The organism is Streptomyces sp. 7R007, assembly GCF_054850255.1.
On sequence record NZ_JBTWMV010000012.1, the window covers coordinates 71,505 to 92,017 of the forward strand.

A 20,513-nucleotide genomic window follows, 5' to 3' on the forward strand; every position below is an offset into this window, starting at 1 on the left:
ATGAATAGAACTAGTCAACAGGGTCTCGCGTCCTCCTGGGCAGGCTGGAGGTGTTTGGCTGGATGCGCAGGCACGGGCAGCGAGGGAACGGGGGACGTGGTGGCCGGTACGCACAGGGACGAGTACGGGAACGGGGACGGCGACGGGGCCGACCGGTCGGCGCGGCGGGACGAGGCCGTGCGGGCCGCCGTGGAACAGGGGCTGCTGGGGCCCGGCACCCCCATCGTGGGCCTGCTCGACGTCACCGGCATCCGGGAGTCGGCAGCGGAGCTGCGGGCGGCGTTCGAGGCGGTCGTGGCACCCGGCACACCGGTGCTGCACGCCTTCGCGGTCAAGGCGACCCCGCTGGTGCCGGTGCTGCGGCTGCTGCGCGAGGAGGGGCTCGGCGCCGAGGTGGCCAGCCCGGGCGAGCTGGCGCTGGCGCGGGCGGCGGGGGTGCCGCCGGAGCGCACGGTCCTGGACTCGCCCGCCAAGACGCCGGCCGAGCTGCGCGAGGCGCTGGCCCTGGGGATCGCCGTCAACGCCGACAACCCGCAGGAGCTGGCGCGCATCGACGCCCTGATGAGGTCGGCCGTCAGCCGCTCGCCCCTCGGTCTCCGGGTCAACCCGCAGGTCGGCGGGGGTTCCATCGAGGCCACCTCGACCGCGACGGCCACCTCGAAGTTCGGCGTGGCGCTGCGGGACGAGGGGGCGCGCGAGTGGGTGGTACGGGCGTATGCCGAGCGGCCGTGGCTGACGCGGCTGCACGCGCACACGGGGTCCCAGGGCATCCCGCTCTCGCTGATGGCGCAGGGGGTGGCGGAGGTCTACGGACTGGCCGAGGAGATCAACCGGCACGCCGGGCGCCGGCAGGTCGACACGCTCGACATCGGCGGCGGGCTGCCGGTGAACTTCGGCTCGGACGCGGCGACGCCGACGTACGGGCAGTACGCGCGGCTGCTGGCCGGGGCGGTGCCGGGGCTGTTCGACGGGCGGTACGGGCTGGTGACCGAGTTCGGGCGGTCGCTGCTGGCCAAGCACGGGACGGTGGTGGCGCGCGTGGAGTACGCCAAGAGCGCGGGCGGGCGGCCGGTGGCGGTGACGCACGCGGGCGTGCAGGTGGCGACGCGGACGGTGTACGCGCCGGGGGCGTGGCCGCTGCGGGTCGCCGCGTACGACGCCAAGGGACGGCCCAAGGAGGGGCCGCCGGTGGTGCAGGACGTGGCCGGGCCGGCCTGCTTCTCGGGCGACCTGCTCGCCGAGGCCCGCGCACTGCCGCTGCTGGAGCAGGGGGACTACGCGGCGGCGCTGGACACGGGGGCGTACTACTTCGCGCACCACTACGCCTACAACTCCCTCGCCCGGCCCGCGATCCACGGCTTCGCACCGGACGGCTCCGGCGGGGTGGCCTTCGCGACCGTGCGCGAGGAGCAGCGCCTCGACGAGATCGTGGCCGAATCCGGAGGGGCGCTCGCCGGAGCGCTCACCACCCTGCGCACACCCGGGCACCGTTGACGCACGCCCACGGTTCTGCCGCACCACACACCTGAAACACAGGCAAGTCGACCCACCTTAGTGGCTCGCAGCATGTTCCACCGGAAAATGCCGGATCCCTCACCCCTCGCGCACACGTTGCGTAGTTTCGGCGTCACTCAGCCGAACCCCAGGCGGGAGGGGAGCCACGGTGCCCGGAATCGACGAGTGCCTGCTGGAAGCCATGCGACTGCCCGGTGCCCGGGGCGCCGCACTGGTCGACTGGACGAGCGGGCTGGCCCTGGGCACCGTCGGGGAGTCGCCGGGCGGCGACCACGAGCTGGCCGCCACGGAGGCCGCCGAGATCGCGCGCCTCGCCGCCGAACAGCACGCCTTCGCGCCCGACAGCGACCCCGACGCCCCCGAGGGCACCGCCGACGCCGACCCGCCGGTCGAGGACCTCATCGTCAGCAACCGGGACAGCTACCACGTGCTGCGGTTCGTCGGCACCTCCTTCGACGGCAGCGTCTTCCTGCACCTGTGGCTGGCCCGCTCCGAGGGCAACCTCGCGCTGGCCCGCATCCGGCTCGGCGAGATGGCCGAACGGCTGGTGCTGGCATGACCGTCGTGAAGGCCACCGAGCCCCCGCGGCTGCCCGTGCGGAACAAGACGGAGGCCCGGGAGCGGGGCTGGGGCGGCGTCTCGCCGATGCTGACCCGGCTCGCGGCCGAGCGGGCCACCGGCGTCCTGGTGCGCGAGCGCGGCACGCTCCACCTCGCCGACGGCCTGGTGGTGCATGCCGAGAGCCCCTCCGCCCCCGGTCTGGACGTCCTGCTCACCGCCCGCGGCACGCTCGGCGCCGACACCTGGCGGCAGGCGGTCGCCGAGACCGGGGGCGACCGGCCGCGCGCCGGCCGCGCTCTGGTCGCCGGCGGCCGGCTCACCGCCGGTGCGCTGGAGCTGTGCCACCTGGCCGCCCTGTACGACGCGGCGTACTTCGCGCTCGCGCCCAGCAGCACCCCGGGCCGCTTCCGCTACGGCGGCGGCGACGACCACGGGGGCGCGGACCGGCCCGGCGCGGTGCGCCCGGTGCCCGTCGCCGCCCTGGAGCGCGAGACGCTGCGCCGGCGCGACCTGCTGCACCGCATCTGGCCGGACGCCCGCGCCGACGAGGCCCCGCTGCTGCGCACGCACCTGCCCGCCGCGCCCGCGCTCACCCGCCGCCAGCGCGCGGTCCTGGCCCGGGTGGACGGCGCCCGCACCGCCCCGCAGATCGCCCGCGAACTGGGCCACCTGGCCTTCCACACGCTGGTGGACGTACGGCGGCTGACGGCGGCCGGCGTGCTGCGCACCGAGCGCGACGAACCCCCGCCCCATCCGCCACCGCCGCCGACGGGCGAACCGCTGCCGATCGACCCCCACATCACGCTGCTGAAGAGGCTCAGGGATGCGCTGGAGGCCCTTTGAGAGGAGACACCGGATGGCCGACGACCCCGACATCCTCGACGAGCTGCGCCGGCTGAGGGCCCGCGTCCCCGAGCTGACCGGCGCCCTCGCCACCGGCGTGGACGGGCTCGTGATCGCCCAGGACACCCCCGGCGTCGAGCCGGAGGGCATGGCCGCGCTGACCGCGAACGCCCACGGGGTCGCCGTGAAGCTGGCGGACGCGGCCGGGCAGGGCGCCTTCCGCGAACTGCTGGTGCACGGCGTGTACGGCTACGTGGCGACGTACGCGGCGGGCCACGCGGCCGTGCTGACGCTGCTCGCCCAGGACCGCGTCAACGTCGGCCGGCTCCTGCTGGAGGGCCGCCGGTCCGGGCTGCGCATCGGTGAGCTCGTCGACACCCGCCACGGGCCCGCGGCCCCCGCCAAGCAGCTCAGGGCGGCGAAACCGGCCGCCCGGACCACCGGCACCCGGACCAGAACCGCGCGCACCACGCGCACCCCGACCGCCAACCCGACCACCACTACCGACAGTTGACAGGAACCAAGGGAGCACAGACATGGCCAACACCGAGACCGCGCTGAAGGAAGCCCTCGCCTCCATCGAGGGCGCGACCGCGGCCGCGCTCGTCGACTACACCAGCGGCATGGCACTCGGCACGCTGGGCGGCAGCAAGAGCTTCGACCTGAACGTGGCCGCCGCCGGCAACACCGACGTCGTCCGCGCCAAGATGCGCACGATGGAGCACCTGGGCCTCAAGGGCCAGATCGAGGACATCCTGATCACCCTCAGCGACCAGTACCACCTGATCCGCCTGATGAGCGGCCGCGGCGGCAACGGCCTCTTCCTCTACCTCGTCCTGGACTCCAAGCGGGCCAACCTGGCGATGGCCCGCCACCAGTTGCGGAAGATCGAGGAGGAGCTGGAGGTCTGAGCCGGCCGGTCAGACGAGTGCCGCGGTGCGGCGCCGCGCCCCGCCCGGGGCCGCGTCGCCCGCCGCGATGCCCGTGCTGCGGTACGCCCTGACGGCCTTGCCGGCCGGGCGGCCGCCGTTCCGGGCGAGCCAGTCGACCCGCACCCACAGCAGCGCGTCCTCGGCCCGCTCGCGCCGCCCGAGCCAGGCGGCCTTCAGCCGCAGCCCGGTGCCGGCCCCGGCGAGCAGCATGCCGCCCGCGGCCGGCACGGCGAACGCGCTGCCGAGCGCGACGACGAACGCCGCCACCACCCACCAGCGGTGGCCCCGGCGCCAGTTGCGCGTGGTCACCGCCCGGTCCTGGAGCACGTCGTGCTTGCCGGCGCGGGCGGCCGAGCGGGCGAGCGTCGTGTAGCGCCGGCGGCGGCCGTACGACACCACGGCCGCCGCGACGATGAACAGCGCGGCCCCGGCCATCACCCCGATCCGGCGCCCGGTCAGCCCCGGCACCAGCACGCCGATCCCGGCCGCGAACACACCGGCCCACCACAACGGCGCCGCCCCGGCACGGACGACGACGGCCACCCGAGCCAGCCCCTGACCTCCGCGTGCCACGTCCTGCCTCCTCGTCGTCTTGGCACAGTCCTGCGGGCCGGAAGGTTAACGAGCGAACGTGAGACGAGTCTGAGAGCGGCGCCCGGGGCTCACTCCACGAACAACCCCCGTGCCGCCGCCCGGGCGTCGAACTCCTCCAGGCGGGCCTGCGCGTCCGGCAGGTCGTCGCACATCGCCTCCAGCAGCACCCGCCCCAGCAGCATGGGCGCGCACGCGGTGTCGAAGGCGAGCCCCGTGCCGACGGCGGCCGGCAGCAGCAGGTCGGAGACCTTGGCGACCGGCGCGAAGGCGGAGTCGGCCACGGTCACCACCGTCAGCCCCGCCTGCCTGGCGTAGGCGAGCGTGTCGACGACCTCGCGCGGGTGCCGGGGCAGCGCGAAGCACAGCAGGGCGGTGGCCCCGGCGCGCACGGCGCCCTCGATGCGGTCCTGGACCATGGTGCCGCCCTCGTCGAGCAGCCGGACGTCGGGATGCACCTTGGCGGCGAAGTACGAGAAGCCGTACGCCTGGGAGGCGGCGGCGCGCAGGCCGAGGACGGGCAGCGGGCGGGAGGCCGCCAGCAGCCGGCCCGCCCGGCGCACCGGCCGCGGGTCGGCCAGCAGCTCCGCGAGGTGTCTGAGGTTCTCGATCTCGGCCTCGACGGCCTGCTGGTACTCGTTGTACGAGCCCGCGTCCGGCGCCGGTTCCGTCGGCGCGACCTCGCGCAGGTGGCGGCGCAGGGCCGGGTAGCCGTCGAAGCCGAGGGCGACGGCGAAGCGGGTCACGGACGGCTGGCTGACCCCGGCCAGTTCGGCCAGCTCCACGCTGGACAGGAAGGGCACGTCGGCGGCCTTGCGGACCATGCTGTGCGCGATGCGCCGCTGCGTCGGCGTCAGCCGGTGCCCCTCGAACAGCGCCTGTAGCCGTGCCGCGGGAGTGTCGGTCACACTGGTCTCCCTCTGCGCGCTCATCACTCGCTCCCCCTCCAGATGTCCCTGAACCGCTCCAGCAGTGCGGCCGCGGCCGTCACGTCGTCCGTGAGCGGCCGGTCGGCCTGGTCCTCCTCCAGTACGGATTCGGCGAGCGCGAGCGCACGTCCCACCGGAAGCTCCGGGTCGGGCCTGACGTCGCGCTGGCGCAGCGCCCGTACGGCGGCGACGAGTTCGCAGCCGACGACGAGCCGGTAGGCGCGGCAGGCGCGCACCGTCTGACGTGCGGCGAGCGAGGCGAAGCTGGCCTGTTCCTCGACGCCCCGGGAGAGTACAGCGTGACCGAGCGAGGCGGGAGCCGAGAACGCGCGCAGGTCGCCGAGGGCCGCCCCGGCGGCGTACTCCAGGATCATCACCCCGGAGGAGGCCGGCTCGTGGTCGGCGAGGAAGGGGCGCAGGCGGGTGTAGGCGGGTTCGTTGAGGGTGGACAGGCGGGAGGTGGACAGACGGGCGACCTGGACCAGGGAGAGCCGGAAGTGGTCCAGGGCGAGGGCGAGTTGGGCCTGGTAGAAGCCGCCGTGGTGGTAGGCGGCCAGGTCCTCGGGCGAGATGAGGGGGTTCTCGGCGGCCGCGTTGATCTCGACGGCCAGCACCGCCTCCAGCGCGTCGGCCGCGTCGTGCGCGGGGCCGTGGATCTGGGGCAGGCAGCGGAAGCCGTAGGGGTCCTGGATGCGGCCCAGCGGCGGGGTGGGCCGGTCGGCGGCGCCGATCAGCTCCCGCATGCGCCGGGCGACCGCGGCGCTGCCCCGGTGCGGGCGGGCGGCGTGCACGGGGGCGGCGTAGGCCTCGTGGGAGCCGTCCACCGCCAGCAGCGACAGGGCGGCGACGACCTGGGTGGCCTCGACCAGCCCGCGCAGTTCGTGCAGGGCCAGCGCGGACTGGCCGAGGGTGAGGGCGTTGCTGCTGATGAAGGCGAGCGCGTCGTTGTTGTCGAGGGGCTGCGGCCCGGGGGCGCCGGCTCCGCGCCACGGATGCTCCCCGGCCAGCGCCAGCCCCGCCTGGGCCAGCGCCGCGATGTCCCCGGTGCCCACCGAGCCGAACTCGTTGACGACCGGGTACGCCCCGTTCTCCAGCGCCTCGCACAGCGCGGTGACCACGCTGGGCCGCAGTCCCGCGCCGCCGGCCAGCAGCTGGTTGGCGCGCACGGCGAGCATCGCGCGCACCTGCCGGGCGGGCAGTTCGTCGCCGATCGCGCCGGCGTGGCTGCGCAGCAGGCGCAGGCCGTGCCCGGCGGCGGCCTCGGTGGGCACGGACTCGGTGCGGTTGGCGCCGACGCCGGTGGAGCGGCCGTAGACGCGGCCGGTCGCGGCGATCCGCCGGGCGGCGTCCCAGGATGCGGAGACCCGCTTCATCGCCTCGGTCCCGGGGACCGGCCGGGCGGTGCCGTCGGCGAGGCGCACGACGTCCTCGACGCCGAGCCCGATCCCGTCGAGGACCACCAGCCCGGCGTACGTCACCCCGGTCGCCCCGGTCACCCGTTCTCCCCTCACCGACACCGCTTATTCAGATCTTAAGAGATCTGCATGGGGCTATACAGGCGGATGCCCCACCGCCAACAGGGGGGCTATCCCCAGTGCGGTGGGTGCTCCGGCTGCCTAGCGTGGATGTCCATGACGGGATGGGAGACCGGGATGGACACGCGCGACGCCGAACTCAAGAAGGAGCTCAACGCCACCCTGCAGGCCCGCAGGGAGCTGGGCGAGGAGTACGAGTCGGCGCTGGTCGACTCGTTCCTGGAGAAGGTCGACCAGCGCATCGACGGCGCGGTGGAGCGCCGGGTGCGCCGGCAGCTGGCCGAGCAGCAGATGGTGGTCGCCCGGGGCGCGCGGACGCCGAAGCCGACCGACTCCTGGGGGGAGCGCTTCGGCTTCGGCATCGTCACCCTGGTGCTGGCGATCCCGCTCTCCGCGATCGGCGGGGGCATCGCCCATCTGCCCGGCCTGTTCGTCACCTGGGCGGGCATCGTCGGCGTCAACGCCTTCCAGGCCGTGCGCGGCAACGCCCACCTCTTCGGCCGCCGCCGGGACCGCAAGGACGCCGACGACTGGCAGGACTGACCTCACACCTGCCGGGTCGGCAGCACCATGATCTGCCGCAGGTTGACGTGCCGGGGACGGCTGGCGACGTAGGCGACGACGTCCGCGAGCTCGTCGGCCGCCAGTGCGCCGAACGCCTCGACCAGCCCGTCGACCTGTTCCCGCGCCCCGGCGTCCAGCTGCGCGGCGATCTCGGTCTCGGTCACCCCCGGCTCGATGTTGGTGACCCGGACGTCCCGCGGCCCGAACTCGTCGCGCAGCAGCGCCGACAGGTGGGTGACCGCGGCCTTCGTCGCCCCGTACACGGCGTAGGAGGGGAAGCCGGTGAGGTGCGCGGCGACGGACGAGACGTTCACCAGGTCCGCGGTGCGGCCCTGCTCCGCCGCTGCCGTCAGGTCCTTGGCGAAGGCGCCGGTGATCCGCAGCACCCCGGTGAGGTTGGTGTCGATCGTCCGCCGCCACTCGTCGACGCGCGCGGCCTCGATCGGGCTGGGCAGCATGATGCCGGCGTTGTTGACGACCAGGTCGGCGGTCCCGTACGCCGCGTGGACCCGCTCCACGGCGGCCGCGACGGACGCGTCGTCGGTGACGTCGGCGACCACCGCCAGCGCCTGCCCGCCGTCCGCCCGGATCTTCTCGGCGACCGCCTCCAGCCGCTCGGCCCGCCGCGCCAGCAGCGCGACCCGCGCGCCCTGCGCGGCCAGCGTCACGGCGACGGCCTCACCGATCCCGCTCGCGGCCCCGGTGACGACGGCGGTACGGCCGGCCAGGTTCTCGTACGACATGGAGGTGCTCCTCGGGGAAGTGGGCCGGGGCGTCTCCCCGGCTGCGTCCACGACCCTGCGCCGCCCGGGCCGCCGTACCCAGGGATGAGCTTTTCCTGGGTCTGCCAGTACCAGGTTCCGGTTCCGTCCCTCCCCTACGATCGGGACCATGGACGGGGATCTCGGAGACTTCCTGCGCTCGCGCCGCGCCCGCATCCGGCCCCAGGACGTGGGGCTGCCCTCGTACGGCCGGCGCCGGGTGCCCGGGCTGCGCCGCGAGGAGGTGGCGCAGCTGGCCGGGGTGAGCGTCGACTACTACATCCGGCTCGAACAGGGCCGTGGGCCCAGTGTGTCGGCGGCCGTGCTGGACTCCCTCGCACGCGTGCTGCGGCTGGACGAGACCGAGCACGCCTATCTGCACGCGGTGGCCCACCCGCCCCGGAAGGGCGAGCGCCACCGCAGGCCCGCGCCGCGGGTCCGCCCCGGCGTCCAGCGGCTGCTCGACGGCATGGACGACTCCCCGGCCTTCGTGCTCGGACCCGCCATGGACCCGCTGGCCTGGAACGCCCTCGCCGACGCCGTGCACGGCTTCAGCCGCACCGAACCCCGCCGGCGCAACGCCCTCCGCATGCTCTTCCTGGAGCCCGAGGGCCGCGAGCTCTACCCCGACTGGGCCGTCTGCGCCGCCCAGTCCGTCGCCAACCTGCGGCTGACCGCGGGCGCGCGCCCCGACGATCCCGCCGTGCGCGACCTCGTCGGCGAACTCTCCCTCAAGAGCGAGGAGTTCCGCCGTCTGTGGGCCGACCACCAGGTCAAGGCGTGCATGTACGGCGTCAAGCGGCTGCGGCACCCCGTCGCGGGCCTGCTGACCCTGCCGTTCGAGTCGCTGTCGCTGCCCGCGGAGCCCGAGCAGACGGTCGTCGTCTACAGCCCGGAGCCGGGCTCGGAGACGGCCGAGCGTCTCGCGCTGCTGGGCAGTTGGGCCGGGTCACGCGCGTAGAAAGGTAATGCGCGGGGACCGCCGCACCCCCGTTGCCGGGGGGCGGGACGACGGCGGTCCCCGCGAGGGACGCTGACCGGGTCAGGGCCGGGTCTCGCGTCCGGCGTCCATGGAGGTCCGGGAGCCGCTCCGGAGGTCCTTGGACGTTCGGTGCCGGCCTGGGCGGGGAGCCGCTCCCGCCCTGCCGACACCCACTAATGTGCCGGACCCGTGTTAAGCGTGTGCTGCGCGGACGTGACACGCTCGTACCACTTCCGCGAAGTCCGCGAACGTTGCCGATCACCGTAAGTTCGCCGCCGCCACGGGCCGTTCACCGGACGTTTCCCGCTACTTCCCGCCCTTGGCGAGGAAGGCGAGCAGATCCTGCCGGCTGATCACCCCGGTGGGCTTGCCCTCCACGAGGACGATCGCCGCGTCCGCGGCGCCCAGCACCGACATCAGGTCGGCGACCGGCTCGCCCGAGCCGACCTGCGGCAGCGGGGGCGACATGTGCTTCTCCAGCGGGTCGTCGAGGGAGGCGCGCTTGGCGAACAGGGCGTCCAGCAGCTCGCGCTCGACGACCGAGCCGACGACCTCGGCGGCCATGACGTCCGGGTGACCGGCGCCCGGCTTCACGATCGGCATCTGCGAGACGCCGTACTCGCGCAGCACCTCGATGGCCTGGCCGACGGTCTCGTCCGGGTGCATGTGCACCAGGGAGGGGATGGCGCCGTGCTCCTTGTCGTCGAGGACGTCGCCGACGCGGGCGCTGGGACCGGCGTCCTCCAGGAAGCCGTAGTCCGCCATCCACTCGTCGTTGAAGATCTTCGAGAGGTAGCCGCGCCCGCTGTCCGGCAGCAGCACCACCACGACGTCGTCCTCGCCGAGCCGCTCCGCCACGCGCAGCGCCGCCACGACCGCCATCCCGCAGGAGCCGCCCACCAGCAGGCCCTCCTCCTTGGCCAGCCGCCGGGTCATCTGGAAGGAGTCCTTGTCGGAGACGGCGACGATCTCGTCCGCGACGGTCCGGTCGTAGGCGGTGGGCCAGAAGTCCTCACCGACGCCCTCGACCAGATACGGCCGCCCGGAGCCGCCGGAGTAGACGGAGCCCTCCGGGTCGGCGCCGATGACCTTGACCTTGCCGTCGCTGACGTCCTTCAGGTAGCGGCCGGTGCCGGAGATGGTGCCGCCGGTGCCCACGCCCGCCACGAAGTGGGTGATCCTGCCCTCGGTCTGCTCCCACAGCTCGGGACCGGTGGAGTGGTAGTGCGAGAGGGGGTTGTTGGGGTTGGAGTACTGGTCGGGCTTCCACGCGCCCGGCGTCTCGCGCACCAGGCGGTCGGAGACGTTGTAGTACGAGTCCGGGTGCTCGGGGTCCACGGCCGTCGGGCACACGACCACCTCGGCGCCGTACGCGCGCAGCACATTGATCTTGTCGGTGCTCACCTTGTCGGGGCACACGAAGATGCACTTGTACCCCTTCTGCTGCGCCACGATGGCCAGTCCCACGCCGGTGTTCCCGCTGGTCGGCTCGACGATCGTGCCGCCCGGCTTCAGCTCCCCGCTCTGCTCCGCCGCCTCGATCATGCGCAGGGCGATGCGGTCCTTCACGGAACCGCCCGGGTTGAAGTACTCGACCTTGGCCAGGACGGTGGCCCTGATGCCCTTGGTCACGCTGTTGAGCCTCACCAGCGGGGTGTTGCCGACGAGGCTGATCATCGAGTCGTGGAATTGCACCGTTGTCTCCGGATGCTGCAAAAGGTGTGGTCGTAGTGGTTCGGCCAGCCTATGGCCTCCGGGGGCCGCCCGGCGGTCGTTCACTCCCCGTTGGGATTGGGCCACGGTCCGTGCGGGGCAAGGAGTGGGTGTACGGACACGAGGAGGTGGCGGCGGCGCATGACGAGCATGTCGAGGGCGCGGGTGGCCCGGCGGATCGCGGCCGGGGCCGCATTCGGCGGCGGCGGGATCGGGCTGGCCGGTGCGGCGGCGGTCGGCCTGCTGCTGGCCGAGGTACAGCTGGCCAAGCGCCATGTGGGCAACGGCAGCAGCGGCCGGGTGCCGGTGGCGGACGGCCGGTACGGCACCGCGTACGCCGTCCCCGACGAACCGCCGCTGCGGCTGACGATGCTCGGCGACTCCACGGCCGCGGGCCAGGGCGTGCACCGGGCGGGCCAGACGCCGGGCGCGCTGCTGGCGTCGGGGCTGTCGGCGGTGGCCGAACGCCCGGTGGAGCTGCACAACGTGGCGTTGCCGGGGGCCACGTCCGACGACCTGGACCGCCAGGTGGCCCTGGTGCTCGCCAACCCGGCGCTGGTGCCGGACATCTGCGTGATCATGATCGGCGCGAACGACGTCACCCACCGCATGCCGCCCACCCGCTCGGTCCGCCATCTGTCCGCGGCGGTACGCCGGCTGCGCACGGCCGGCGCGGAGGTGGTCGTCGGCACCTGCCCCGACCTGGGCACGATCGAGCCGGTCCAGCAGCCCCTGCGGTGGCTGGCCCGTCGCGCCTCCCGCCAGCTGGCGGCGGCCCAGACGATCGGCGTCGTGGAACAGGGCGGACGCACGGTGTCGCTGGGCGACCTGCTGGGCCCCGAGTTCGAGGCCAATCCCCGTGAGCTGTTCGGGCCCGACAACTACCACCCCTCGGCGGAGGGGTACGCGACCGCGGCGATGGCGGTGCTGCCCACGGTGTGCGCCGCCCTGGGCCTGTGGCCGGCCGAGGAGGAGCGCCCGGACGTCTCCCGCCGCGAGGGCTTCCTCCCGGTGGCCAGGGCCGCCGCGGAGGCCGCCTCGGAGGCCGGCACCGAGGTCGCGGCCGCGATGCCCACGGGTCCGCGCGGGCCCTGGGCCCTGCTGAAGCGCCGGCGGCGGCGCCGGGTGCCGGAGCCGCAGCCGGAGACGTCACCGACCAGCCCGTCCGGGGTGTGAGGGGCGGCGACGGGGAGACCGACAAAGCAAGCGCTTAGAAAATTGCGGTCAGGGTCACACCGCAGCAACCGTGACCCCGGCCATACGTACGGGTAACTTCCCAGGAGGCCCTACCCGTCGTTCGTCCGTCCGCCCGTCGCCCGACCACCACCCCTCGGCGAGGCGCTGCACGCCCCGCCTTCTTGCTTGGAGCCGTGATGCCCGAAGCCGTGATCGTCTCGACCGCCCGCTCCCCCATCGGCCGCGCCTTCAAGGGCTCCCTCAAGGACCTGCGCCCCGACGACCTCACCGCCACGATCATCCAGGCCGCCCTCGCCAAGGTCCCCGAGCTGGACCCGAAGGACATCGACGACCTGATGCTCGGCTGCGGTCTGCCCGGCGGCGAGCAGGGCAACAACCTCGGCCGCATCGTCGCCGTGCAGATGGGCATGGACCACCTCCCGGGCTGCACGATCACCCGGTACTGCTCCTCGTCCCTGCAGACCTCCCGCATGGCCCTGCACGCCATCAAGGCCGGCGAGGGCGACGTCTTCATCTCGGCCGGCGTGGAGATGGTCTCCCGGTACGTCAAGGGCAACTCCGACAGCCTGCCCGACACGCACAACCCCCTCTTCGCCGAGGCCGAGGCCCGCACCGAGGCCGTCGCCCAGCAGGAGGGCACGACCTGGCACGACCCGCGCGAGGACGGCCTGCTGCCCGACCCGTACATCGCCATGGGCCAGACCGCCGAGAACCTCGCCCGCCTGAAGGGCATCACCCGCCAGGACATGGACGAGTTCGGCGTGCGCTCGCAGAACCTCGCCGAGGAAGCCATCAAGAACGGCTTCTGGGAGCGGGAGATCACCCCGGTGACGCTGCCCGACGGCACCGTCGTGAGCAAGGACGACGGCCCCCGCCCCGGCGTCACCATGGAGGGCGTCGCCGGCCTCAAGCCGGTCTTCCGCCCCGACGGCCTGGTCACCGCCGGCAACTGCTGCCCGCTCAACGACGGCGCCGCGGCCGTGGTCGTCATGAGCGACACCAAGGCCCGCGAGCTCGGCCTCACCCCGCTCGCCCGCATCGTCTCCACCGGCGTCTCGGGCCTGTCCCCCGAGATCATGGGCCTCGGCCCGGTCGAGGCCTCGCAGCGGGCCCTGCGCCTGGCCGGCCTCACCATCGACGACATCGACCTGGTGGAGATCAACGAGGCGTTCGCCGCCCAGGTGATCCCCTCCTACCGCGAGCTGGGCATCCCGCTGGAGAAGCTGAACGTGAACGGCGGCGCCATCGCCGTCGGCCACCCCTTCGGCATGACCGGCGCCCGGATCACCGGCACGCTCATCAACTCCCTCCAGTTCCACGACAAGCAGTTCGGCCTGGAGACGATGTGCGTCGGCGGTGGCCAGGGCATGGCGATGGTCATCGAGCGCCTGAGCTGAACCCCTGCGTGACCGCCGAGGCACGTGCGGTGAGCCTCTGGCCCGGAGTCCGGGACACACCCGGCCTCCGGGCCGTTTTGTGATCCAATCTCCCCCAGGATGTGACCTATCTCCCTTAGCCGGGAGATAACCCCAGCTCAGCGCCGCAACCCCAACCCACCGCAGGCCCAAAGTCCTGTCCGGTTCGTGACGTTACGCACTGACAGCTGGTTAGTCCGCCCTTCAAGCTGATGTAGGAAGTCGGGGGTCGACTTTGAACCGGGAGTACGTCAGTGAGCGCCATGCCGATCGCCTTGCTGGTCATCACGGCCGCCACGGGCGCCGTGGGCCTCGCCGTCCTGCGCACCCTCATGGTGCTGCGGCGTGAGGTCGCGGCCCTGCACGCCCAGCTCGCCGAGAACAACGCTCCGCGCGGCCTCGTGCCCGCCGCCCGCCTGTCCGCCGAGGCCGACGAGATACGCGCCGCGGTGGCCGAGGCACTCGCCGAGGAGCGGGAGCGCGAGCTCGCCGAGGCGCGGGCCTTCTGGGCCGCCCAGGAGGCCCGGGACGCCTCCGACGCGCCCTCGCTGCTGGGCCTGCCCGACAGCGAGCTGTTCCTGCCCCGCCAGGCCGATTTCGTGGGTCTGGAGCCGGTGAGCGAGCCGACCGCGGACGCCGACGAGTTCGCCGGGGACTCCCCCGAGCTGGCCGCGGCCCGCCGCCGCCACCCGTCCCATCCGGACTTCGTGCCGGTCCAGTCACCCGTGGCGAACGAGCACGAACGCACCGTGGCCACCCTGGAGGAACTCGCCGCCGACCGCGTCGAACTGGCCGACGTCCGCCCCGGCCCGCTCGGCACCCTCGACGTCTACGTCTTCGCCGACGGCACGACCCTGTGCATGACCCCGGGCCACCGTGAGACGGCGGAACGCCTGGCGGCCGCCCTGCGCGCGGGCCAGAGCCCGGTCCTGCTCGGCGGCTCGGGCGTGAGCGGCGCGTACACGCTCACCTTCGAGTGCGGCGAGGAGAACGTCTACATCCTGGCCGACCGGGTCATAGCGTCCCTCTAGCGCGCGGACGTCACACGCCGGCCCGCCGCTGTGCCCGTGCGACCAGTTCCACCACTTCTTCCAGCTGGCCCTCGTCATCCAGGACGAGGGCCAAGTCGTGCGCGGCGACGGTGACTTGGTCGGCGGCGGCGAACATCCCGGCGTCCGGCATCTCGCGAGGCTCCCGCGCGGGCTCCTCGATCCGCTGCGCCCGCACGGCCAACTCCCGGGCCAGCGCAAGCGCCTCCGCCGCGGCGCCCCGCTGCAGGCGCGACTGCGGCGCCGCCCGCAACCGGTCGGCGAAGTGATCCACGGCTCGCGTCAGGGGCGTCGTATCAACCACGCCCCGAGCGTACGCGGGACCTCCGGACTGTTGCCAATACGCGAACGCTCAGGCACGGTGACCTGAAGGACCGGCTTACACCCCATTGCGTCCGGAGGCGCCGATGTCCCAACTCTTCTCCGAGGAGACCCACCGCAACCTGCTCGCCCGCATCCCCCACTGCACCGGTCGTGAAGTCTCCGACTGGCTGCGCACCGTCGAAGAAGGCCCCGCTCTCTTCCGCTTCGAGGAGAAGGTCAGCTGGCTCCGCCACGAGCACAACCTCGCGTACGGCCACGCGAAGGCGATCGTTCATGAGTACGACCTGAGGAGGGCCGCGCGCAAATTCCTCTAGCGCGCACCTGGACGGACAGCACTGAGCCCCGGGTGCCGGCACCCGGGGCTCACCTGCTGCTGGACCGGTGGAGACTAGTCGTTGCTGTTGAGGATCGCGAGGATCCGCAGGAACTCCATGTAGATCCACACCAGCGTCAGCGTCAGACCGAACGCGGCGAGCCAGGCCTCCTCGCGCGGGGCGCCGTAGGCGATGCCGTCCTCGACCTGCTTGAAGTCCAGGGCGAGGAAGCAGGCGCCGAGGATGACGCCGACGATGCCGAAGAAGATGCCGAGACCGCCGCTGCGGAAGCCGAGGCCGTCACCGCCGCCGAACACGGCGAACAGCATGTTCACCGTCATCAGCAGCACGAAGCCGAGCGCGGCCGCCATCACGAAGCCGTAGAAGCGGCGGTTGACGCGGATCCAGCCGGCCTTGTACGCGACCAGCACCGCGGCGAAGACCGCCATCGTGCCGATCACGGCCTGCATGGCCGCGCCGCTCGCGATGCGGTTGTCGACGATGTTGGACACGACGCCGAGGAAGACACCCTCGAACGCGGCGTACGACAGGATCAGCGCCGGCGAGGCCTTGCGCTTGAAGGACTGCACGAACGCCAGGACCATGCCGATCAGCGCGGCGCCGATGCCCAGGCCGTAGGACCGGGAGATGTTGGCGTCGTCGACCGGCAGCAGCGCCCAGGCGAGCGCGGCCGTGACGATCAGGACGCCGAGGGTGGACGCCGTGCGCATGACGACGTCGTCCATCGTCATCCGGCCCGCGGTGGTGACCGGCGCCTGCGGGGCGCCGTACTGCAGGTCCTGCTGGGCGTAAGGGTTCTGCGCGTACGGGTTCTGCGCGTAGGGATTGCCGGCCGGCTGGGCGTACGGATTGCCCTGCGTACCGACAGCGGGTCCCCCGGCCTGCGGCGCGGCGTTGAAGTGCGCGTAGCCGTTGTCGCGGCTGAACCCCCGTCGCGAGAAGACCGGGTTTCTGCTCCTCATTTCACTCCTCCATGGCCACGGTGCGTGGGCCTTGGCTCAAGAGTAATAGGTAGGCAAAGGATTGACCCTAGTGCTTGGGGAGGATCTTTCCCTCGTCGTGCTGGCCAACACGCTAGCCGGATCACTGATTCCCTGGACCGGAGGGGGGCATTCATGACCAACCTGCGACATGGCCGGAACCGGCCGGAGATCCACTCCTTACGTCACTCGAACGCGAACCCCGTGTACCCCTCGGCCAGGTCCGTCTCGGCGGCGCGGGAGGAGGCGATCCGCTCCAGCCGGGCGAGCTGGAGGCGGTCGTCGAAGGGGGTGGCCTCGGGGGCCCGGTGCAGCATGGTCGTCATGTCGTACGAGAACCGCTCGGCCTGCCAGACGCGGCGCAGGCAGGTCGCGGAGTAGGCGTCCAGCAGCTCGGCCGAGCCGGTCTCGCGCTCGTGGGTGAGCGCCCGCGCGAAGGTCACCACGTCCCCGACGGCGAGGTTGAGCCCCTTGGCACCGGTGGGCGGCACGATGTGCGCCGCGTCGCCGGCCAGGAAGAGGCGGCCGTGACGCATGGGTTCGTGGACGTACGACCGCATCGGGGTCACCGACTTCTGGGTGATCGGTCCGCGCTCCAGGCGCCAGTCGTCCGCGGTCTCGAACCGGCGCTCCAGTTCGTCCCAGATCTCCTCGTCGCCCCAGGTCCGGGCGTCCGTGCCCGCGGGCACCTGGAGGTAGAGGCGGGAGACGGACGGAGAGCGCATGGACAGCAGGGCGAAGCCGCGGTCGTGGCGGGCGTAGACCAGCTCGTCGTGGGAGGGCGGCACGTCGGCGAGGATGCCGAGCCAGCCGAAGGGGTACGACCGCTCGAAGACGCGGGCGACCTCGGCGGGCACGGCCTTGCGGGCCACGCCCCAGAAGCCGTCGCAGCCGACGACGTAGTCGCACTCCAGGACGTCCTCGACGCCCTCGTGCCGGAAGCGGACGGACGGGCGGTCGGTGTCGGCGCCCTCCACCGCGAGCGCCTCCGCCCCGAACAGCAGCGGACCGCCCTCCTTCAGCTGCAGGGCGATGAGGTCCTTGCACACCTCGGTCTGCGCGTACACCATCACCGACCGGCCGCCGGTGAGGGCGGGGAAGTCGACGCGATGCCGCTTCCTGTCGTACCGCAGCTCGATGCCGTCGTGGGGCAGGCCCTCGCGGTCCATGCGCTCCCCGGCGCCGGCCGCGCGCAGCACGTCCACCGTGCCCTGCTCCAGGATCCCGGCGCGCTGGCGCTGCTCGACGTAGGCGCGGTCGCGGCTTTCGAGGACGACCGAGTCGATCCCCGCGTTGTGCAGCAGCCGCGCGAGGAGGAGACCGGCGGGGCCGGCGCCGATGATGCCGACGGTGGTGCGCATCGGGGATCCCTTCGCTGGGGGCGGTTCGTCTGGTTCGCCGTCTGGTTCGTCTGTGCGTCGTATGTCTTGCGTCTTGTTCGTCTGGTGAAATTTATTTCACTTTCTTGCTGGCGTGAGTCTGCTCCTGCCGTCCTCCGGTGTCAACGGTCCGACCGCCGCCCCACGGGCACGGGCGGCGGTCGGTGGCCGGTGCGGCGCTCCGGTCAGTGGCCGGGCCAGCCGTCCAGGTGGCGGTGCAGGGTGACGTCGGGCTGCGCCGCGCCCTTCGGGGCGTGCGCGACCGCGTCCTTGAGGATGCCGGTGACCTCCCCGGCCAGGTCGTCGACCTGGGACTTCAGGTCGGCGGCGGGCAGCGGGGAGCGGGTCAGGGCGTCCAGGCGGCGGTGGACGTCGGCGAGCTGCCGCTGCGCGGAGGCGTCGAGGGCGAGCGGGGTGGGCGTGGAGACGACGAACTGGTAGGCGCCCGCGAGCGTCTGGCAGCCCGTGCACTCCTTGTTCGCCGCGTCGCTGAGGTTGACGGCGTTGAGGTGCGCGTGCACCCCGGCGACCGTGACGATCTGGAAGGACAGTGCGACGGAACGGCAGTGGTCGTCGGCCGAGCAGCCGGCCGAGACGGCGTTGGCCTGGTTGCGCGCGGAGGCGGCGTTGACCGTGCCGAACTGGCGGATGGTGAAGGAGTCCCTCGCCTGCGTGTGGTGGGCCCGGTCGGCGTGGCTGAAGACGTGGTCCGAGGCGAAGGCCGCGTGCGGGGCGGCGGTGGCCGCCTGCGCCGGTACGGCGGTGGCGACGCCGACGGCTCCGGCGGCGAGGAGCCCTATGCGGACGGCGCGCTGGGTGAGCGGGTTCGCGGCGGAGCGGGGTTTGCGGTGACTGCTCATGGGATCTGATCTCCGTACGTTGGTGAACGGCCCAGAAGGCCGGATGCGGGCACGCGAGGCCGCCGGACCGTCTCGGGTCCCCGTCCTCAGGGCGAGGTCGCCGGAGCCGGTGACTCGCTCGGCGGCGGGGACGAGGCGCCGGCCGTGGGTGAGGGCGGCACGCTCTCCGACGGTGTCGGCGAGGACTGCGGCGGGGGTTCGGCGGACGAGGCCGTCGGGGCCGGGTCCCCGGACGTGCCGGCGCCCGTCGGCACCGGCTGCGCGGAGTCGCCCGGCTTCGCCGACGTCCCCGGCGAGGCGGCCGACGCGCTGCCCGAGGCCCGGTCCGACGGCCCGTCACCGGGCCCCTCGGAACCGGACGCCGCCGCTGCCGGGGGCGCGGCGGACGTGCCGTCCGACGGGCCGGCCGACCCTGCGGTGCCCGGGGTGGACGCGTGCCGCGGCTGCGGCTGGTCCGTGGAGACCCCGGGTTGGAGGATCGGCGCGATCGGCGGCTTCTTGGGCAGGGGCTGGGGCGCGATCCCGGACACCCAGGCGTAGCCGAGCCCCGTGAGACCGGCCAGTGCGACGGCACACAGCGTCATCCGCAGCACCGGCCGGCCCGCCGTGGAGCGCTTCGCGCCCCGCAGGATCCGCCCGCCCAGTTTCACGGAGAGATAGACGACCCCCGCCATCGGGCACAGCAGCATCACGCAGCCGATGCTCCCGACCAGCCCCTCGACGATCTGCCCGTGCGAGAACGCCGCCCCGGTGCCGAGGAGTTGCTCGGTCAGCGAGCGTGTCATCGTGGCGATGATGCGCGGCAGGTTCCACAGCGCGTACCCCAGCTCGCCGACGAGCAGGGGGACCATCGTCAGCACCCAGGTGGCGACGATCGTCCGGGCCGACCTCTTCAGCCCGGCGACCTCCCGGCGGGCCGCCCGCCCCTTCCGCCCCGGCCACAGGCTCAGCAGGATCGGTTTGATCTTGCCGTAGAGATCCGGCACCCCGGCGAGGTCGCCGAGGATGTAGTAGCCGTCCAGGCGGACGGCCGGCATCAGCTGCTCCAGGATCTCGAAGTGCCCGAGATAGACCGCGGCCAGGAAGAACTGCGCCCCGGTGGCGAAGTACATCCCGGCCATCGCCAGCATGAAGACGACGTTGAAGTAGACCCCGCCCAGGTCGGTGCGGATCCGCCCGCCCCGCCCGATCCGGTAGACGTCGGTGACGTCGGTGTACATCGACGGCCAGATCAGGAAGAGCCCGCACCCGATGCAACCGGGGCGGGCACCGCCGTACCGGCACGCGGAGGCGTGGCCGAACTCGTGGAAGACGAGGGAGGCCACGGTGAGGACGAAGACGATGAGGATGAGCACCGGCTGGTCGAGGACCTCCAGGACGGGCTCGATCGCCCCGAAGAACCCGAACAGCCAGACGTCCATCACCAGCGCCGAGACCAGCACCAGCACGACCACGGCCGGGCGGTGCAGCCAGGCCAGCGCCCGCGCGATCCTCGCCGTGCGCCGTTCGTTGAAGATCACCCGGTGGCCCTTGAGGGCGAGCAGCAGGTCGGAGCGCGGTGCGTCGACCTCGTCGTCCTCCTGGCCCTCGGGGACCACCACGCCGAGCGGTACGAGCTTGTTCTCGACCAGGTAGCGGACGTTCTCCCCGCTGACCTCGCGGCCGAACCGCGCGCTCACCCGGTGGGCGATGGTCTCCATGTCCCGCACGCCGTCGACCGACGACGCCACGAGGTACAGCAGCCGCGTCAGCTGCACGACCTGCCCGTCCCCCCGACGGGCGATGTACCGCGGGTCGGTGAACCCCGATCCCTGGTACTCGCCGTGCAGTTGCAGCCCCGCGCTCAGCCGCGGGACCGGCGCCGGCGGCTGCTCGACGACCGGCAGGCTGCCCGTCGCCACCTGCTCGTAGGTCACCGGCCAGCCGCCGGGCCCCGGAACCGGCCCCGTGTCGTACAGCGCGGCGGTCCCGTCTCCGAGCACCGTCATCTACGGTCTCCCCCCACGTCCTCCCCGTTCTCCCCCCGGTGCCGCCGGGACCGCGCCCGG

General features: G+C 73.1%; 21 protein-coding genes. 11 read left to right on the plus strand and 10 right to left on the minus strand.

Annotated features, from left to right (window positions below):
• The 5 genes from ACYF6T_RS17920 (at nucleotide 1) to ACYF6T_RS17940 (ending at nucleotide 3,830) form a co-directional block, all read left to right on the plus strand.
• Nucleotides 1–1,494, plus strand: coding sequence for a type III PLP-dependent enzyme domain-containing protein (locus tag ACYF6T_RS17920; RefSeq protein WP_461697577.1), 1,494 nt, complete (start codon nucleotides 1–3; stop codon nucleotides 1,492–1,494).
• Nucleotides 1,495–1,663: 169 nt separating this feature from the next.
• Nucleotides 1,664–2,074 carry a hypothetical protein gene (locus ACYF6T_RS17925; protein ID WP_461697579.1) on the plus strand — a complete coding sequence of 137 codons (411 nt, stop codon included), beginning with the start codon at nucleotides 1,664–1,666 and terminating at the stop codon, nucleotides 2,072–2,074.
• A complete protein-coding gene (locus tag ACYF6T_RS17930) occupies nucleotides 2,071–2,919 on the plus strand; it encodes a transcriptional regulator (RefSeq protein WP_461697580.1) in 849 nt (282 codons plus the stop codon). Before ACYF6T_RS17925 ends, ACYF6T_RS17930 begins: the two co-directional genes overlap by 4 nt.
• 13 nt (nucleotides 2,920–2,932) lie before the next feature.
• On the plus strand, nucleotides 2,933–3,433 hold the full coding sequence (locus ACYF6T_RS17935) for a roadblock/LC7 domain-containing protein (RefSeq protein ID WP_461697581.1): 501 nt from the start codon (nucleotides 2,933–2,935) through the stop codon (nucleotides 3,431–3,433).
• 22 nt (nucleotides 3,434–3,455) lie between these two features.
• The gene (locus ACYF6T_RS17940; protein WP_461697583.1) at nucleotides 3,456–3,830 is read left to right on the plus strand and encodes a roadblock/LC7 domain-containing protein; all 375 of its coding nucleotides are present in this window, start codon (nucleotides 3,456–3,458) and stop codon (nucleotides 3,828–3,830) included.
• A 9-nt stretch (nucleotides 3,831–3,839) separates the two neighbouring features.
• Here the strand turns inward: ACYF6T_RS17940 and ACYF6T_RS17945 are convergent, their stop codons facing one another.
• The 3 genes from ACYF6T_RS17945 to ACYF6T_RS17955 all read right to left on the minus strand — a co-directional run bounded on the left by ACYF6T_RS17945 (nucleotide 3,840) and on the right by ACYF6T_RS17955 (nucleotide 6,867).
• Nucleotides 3,840–4,424 carry a hypothetical protein gene (locus ACYF6T_RS17945; RefSeq protein WP_461697585.1) on the minus strand — a complete coding sequence of 195 codons (585 nt, stop codon included), beginning with the start codon at nucleotides 4,422–4,424 and terminating at the stop codon, nucleotides 3,840–3,842.
• An 89-nt stretch (nucleotides 4,425–4,513) separates the two neighbouring features.
• Complete coding sequence (locus ACYF6T_RS17950; protein WP_461697586.1) at nucleotides 4,514–5,374, minus strand: MurR/RpiR family transcriptional regulator; 861 nt, start codon at nucleotides 5,372–5,374, stop codon at nucleotides 4,514–4,516.
• Nucleotides 5,374–6,867 carry an aromatic amino acid ammonia-lyase gene (locus ACYF6T_RS17955; RefSeq protein ID WP_461697588.1) on the minus strand — a complete coding sequence of 498 codons (1,494 nt, stop codon included), beginning with the start codon at nucleotides 6,865–6,867 and terminating at the stop codon, nucleotides 5,374–5,376. Before ACYF6T_RS17955 ends, ACYF6T_RS17950 begins: the two co-directional genes overlap by 1 nt.
• Nucleotides 6,868–7,023: 156 nt before the next feature.
• On the opposite strand from ACYF6T_RS17955, the gene ACYF6T_RS17960 reads away from it, so the two are divergent.
• Nucleotides 7,024–7,449, plus strand: a complete 426-nt coding sequence (locus tag ACYF6T_RS17960; RefSeq protein ID WP_461697809.1) for a hypothetical protein — start codon at nucleotides 7,024–7,026, stop codon at nucleotides 7,447–7,449.
• A 2-nt stretch (nucleotides 7,450–7,451) separates the two neighbouring features.
• Here ACYF6T_RS17960 and ACYF6T_RS17965 read toward each other — a convergent pair whose 3' ends face one another.
• The gene (locus tag ACYF6T_RS17965) at nucleotides 7,452–8,213 is read right to left on the minus strand and encodes an SDR family oxidoreductase (protein WP_461697590.1); all 762 of its coding nucleotides are present in this window, start codon (nucleotides 8,211–8,213) and stop codon (nucleotides 7,452–7,454) included.
• 148 nt (nucleotides 8,214–8,361) lie between these two features.
• On the opposite strand from ACYF6T_RS17965, the gene ACYF6T_RS17970 reads away from it, so the two are divergent.
• Entirely contained in the window at nucleotides 8,362–9,192 is an 831-nt protein-coding gene (locus ACYF6T_RS17970; protein ID WP_461697592.1) for a helix-turn-helix transcriptional regulator, read from the plus strand.
• A 327-nt stretch (nucleotides 9,193–9,519) separates the two neighbouring features.
• Here ACYF6T_RS17970 and ACYF6T_RS17975 read toward each other — a convergent pair whose 3' ends face one another.
• Nucleotides 9,520–10,908 carry a cystathionine beta-synthase gene (locus ACYF6T_RS17975; protein WP_461697594.1) on the minus strand — a complete coding sequence of 463 codons (1,389 nt, stop codon included), beginning with the start codon at nucleotides 10,906–10,908 and terminating at the stop codon, nucleotides 9,520–9,522.
• Between the two features lie 159 nt (nucleotides 10,909–11,067).
• Between ACYF6T_RS17975 and ACYF6T_RS17980 the strand changes: the two genes are divergently transcribed.
• The 3 genes from ACYF6T_RS17980 (at nucleotide 11,068) to ACYF6T_RS17990 (ending at nucleotide 14,569) form a co-directional block, all read left to right on the plus strand.
• Nucleotides 11,068–12,102 carry an SGNH/GDSL hydrolase family protein gene (locus ACYF6T_RS17980; protein WP_461697595.1) on the plus strand — a complete coding sequence of 345 codons (1,035 nt, stop codon included), beginning with the start codon at nucleotides 11,068–11,070 and terminating at the stop codon, nucleotides 12,100–12,102.
• Nucleotides 12,103–12,299: 197 nt separating this feature from the next.
• Complete coding sequence (locus ACYF6T_RS17985; protein WP_461697597.1) at nucleotides 12,300–13,520, plus strand: acetyl-CoA C-acetyltransferase; 1,221 nt, start codon at nucleotides 12,300–12,302, stop codon at nucleotides 13,518–13,520.
• Between the two features lie 281 nt (nucleotides 13,521–13,801).
• A complete protein-coding gene (locus ACYF6T_RS17990) occupies nucleotides 13,802–14,569 on the plus strand; it encodes a hypothetical protein (RefSeq protein ID WP_461697811.1) in 768 nt (255 codons plus the stop codon).
• Nucleotides 14,570–14,579: 10 nt separating this feature from the next.
• On the opposite strand, the gene ACYF6T_RS17995 is transcribed toward ACYF6T_RS17990, so the two are convergent.
• Nucleotides 14,580–14,891 carry a hypothetical protein gene (locus ACYF6T_RS17995; RefSeq protein ID WP_461697598.1) on the minus strand — a complete coding sequence of 104 codons (312 nt, stop codon included), beginning with the start codon at nucleotides 14,889–14,891 and terminating at the stop codon, nucleotides 14,580–14,582.
• A gap of 103 nt (nucleotides 14,892–14,994) precedes the next feature.
• Between ACYF6T_RS17995 and ACYF6T_RS18000 the strand changes: the two genes are divergently transcribed.
• Nucleotides 14,995–15,225, plus strand: coding sequence for a DUF4287 domain-containing protein (locus ACYF6T_RS18000; protein ID WP_461697599.1), 231 nt, complete (start codon nucleotides 14,995–14,997; stop codon nucleotides 15,223–15,225).
• Nucleotides 15,226–15,299: 74 nt separating this feature from the next.
• On the opposite strand, the gene ACYF6T_RS18005 is transcribed toward ACYF6T_RS18000, so the two are convergent.
• The 4 genes from ACYF6T_RS18005 to ACYF6T_RS18020 form a co-directional block, all read right to left on the minus strand.
• The gene (locus ACYF6T_RS18005) at nucleotides 15,300–16,208 is read right to left on the minus strand and encodes a Bax inhibitor-1/YccA family protein (RefSeq protein WP_461697601.1); all 909 of its coding nucleotides are present in this window, start codon (nucleotides 16,206–16,208) and stop codon (nucleotides 15,300–15,302) included.
• A gap of 203 nt (nucleotides 16,209–16,411) precedes the next feature.
• Nucleotides 16,412–17,587, minus strand: coding sequence for a 4-hydroxybenzoate 3-monooxygenase (locus tag ACYF6T_RS18010; protein WP_461697603.1), 1,176 nt, complete (start codon nucleotides 17,585–17,587; stop codon nucleotides 16,412–16,414).
• 203 nt (nucleotides 17,588–17,790) lie between these two features.
• Nucleotides 17,791–18,465: a hypothetical protein gene (locus ACYF6T_RS18015; protein WP_461697605.1), complete on the minus strand. Its 675-nt coding sequence runs from the start codon at nucleotides 18,463–18,465 to the stop codon at nucleotides 17,791–17,793.
• An 86-nt stretch (nucleotides 18,466–18,551) separates the two neighbouring features.
• Complete coding sequence (locus ACYF6T_RS18020; RefSeq protein ID WP_461697606.1) at nucleotides 18,552–20,453, minus strand: zinc metalloprotease; 1,902 nt, start codon at nucleotides 20,451–20,453, stop codon at nucleotides 18,552–18,554.
• Nucleotides 20,454–20,513 lie beyond the last annotated feature (60 nt).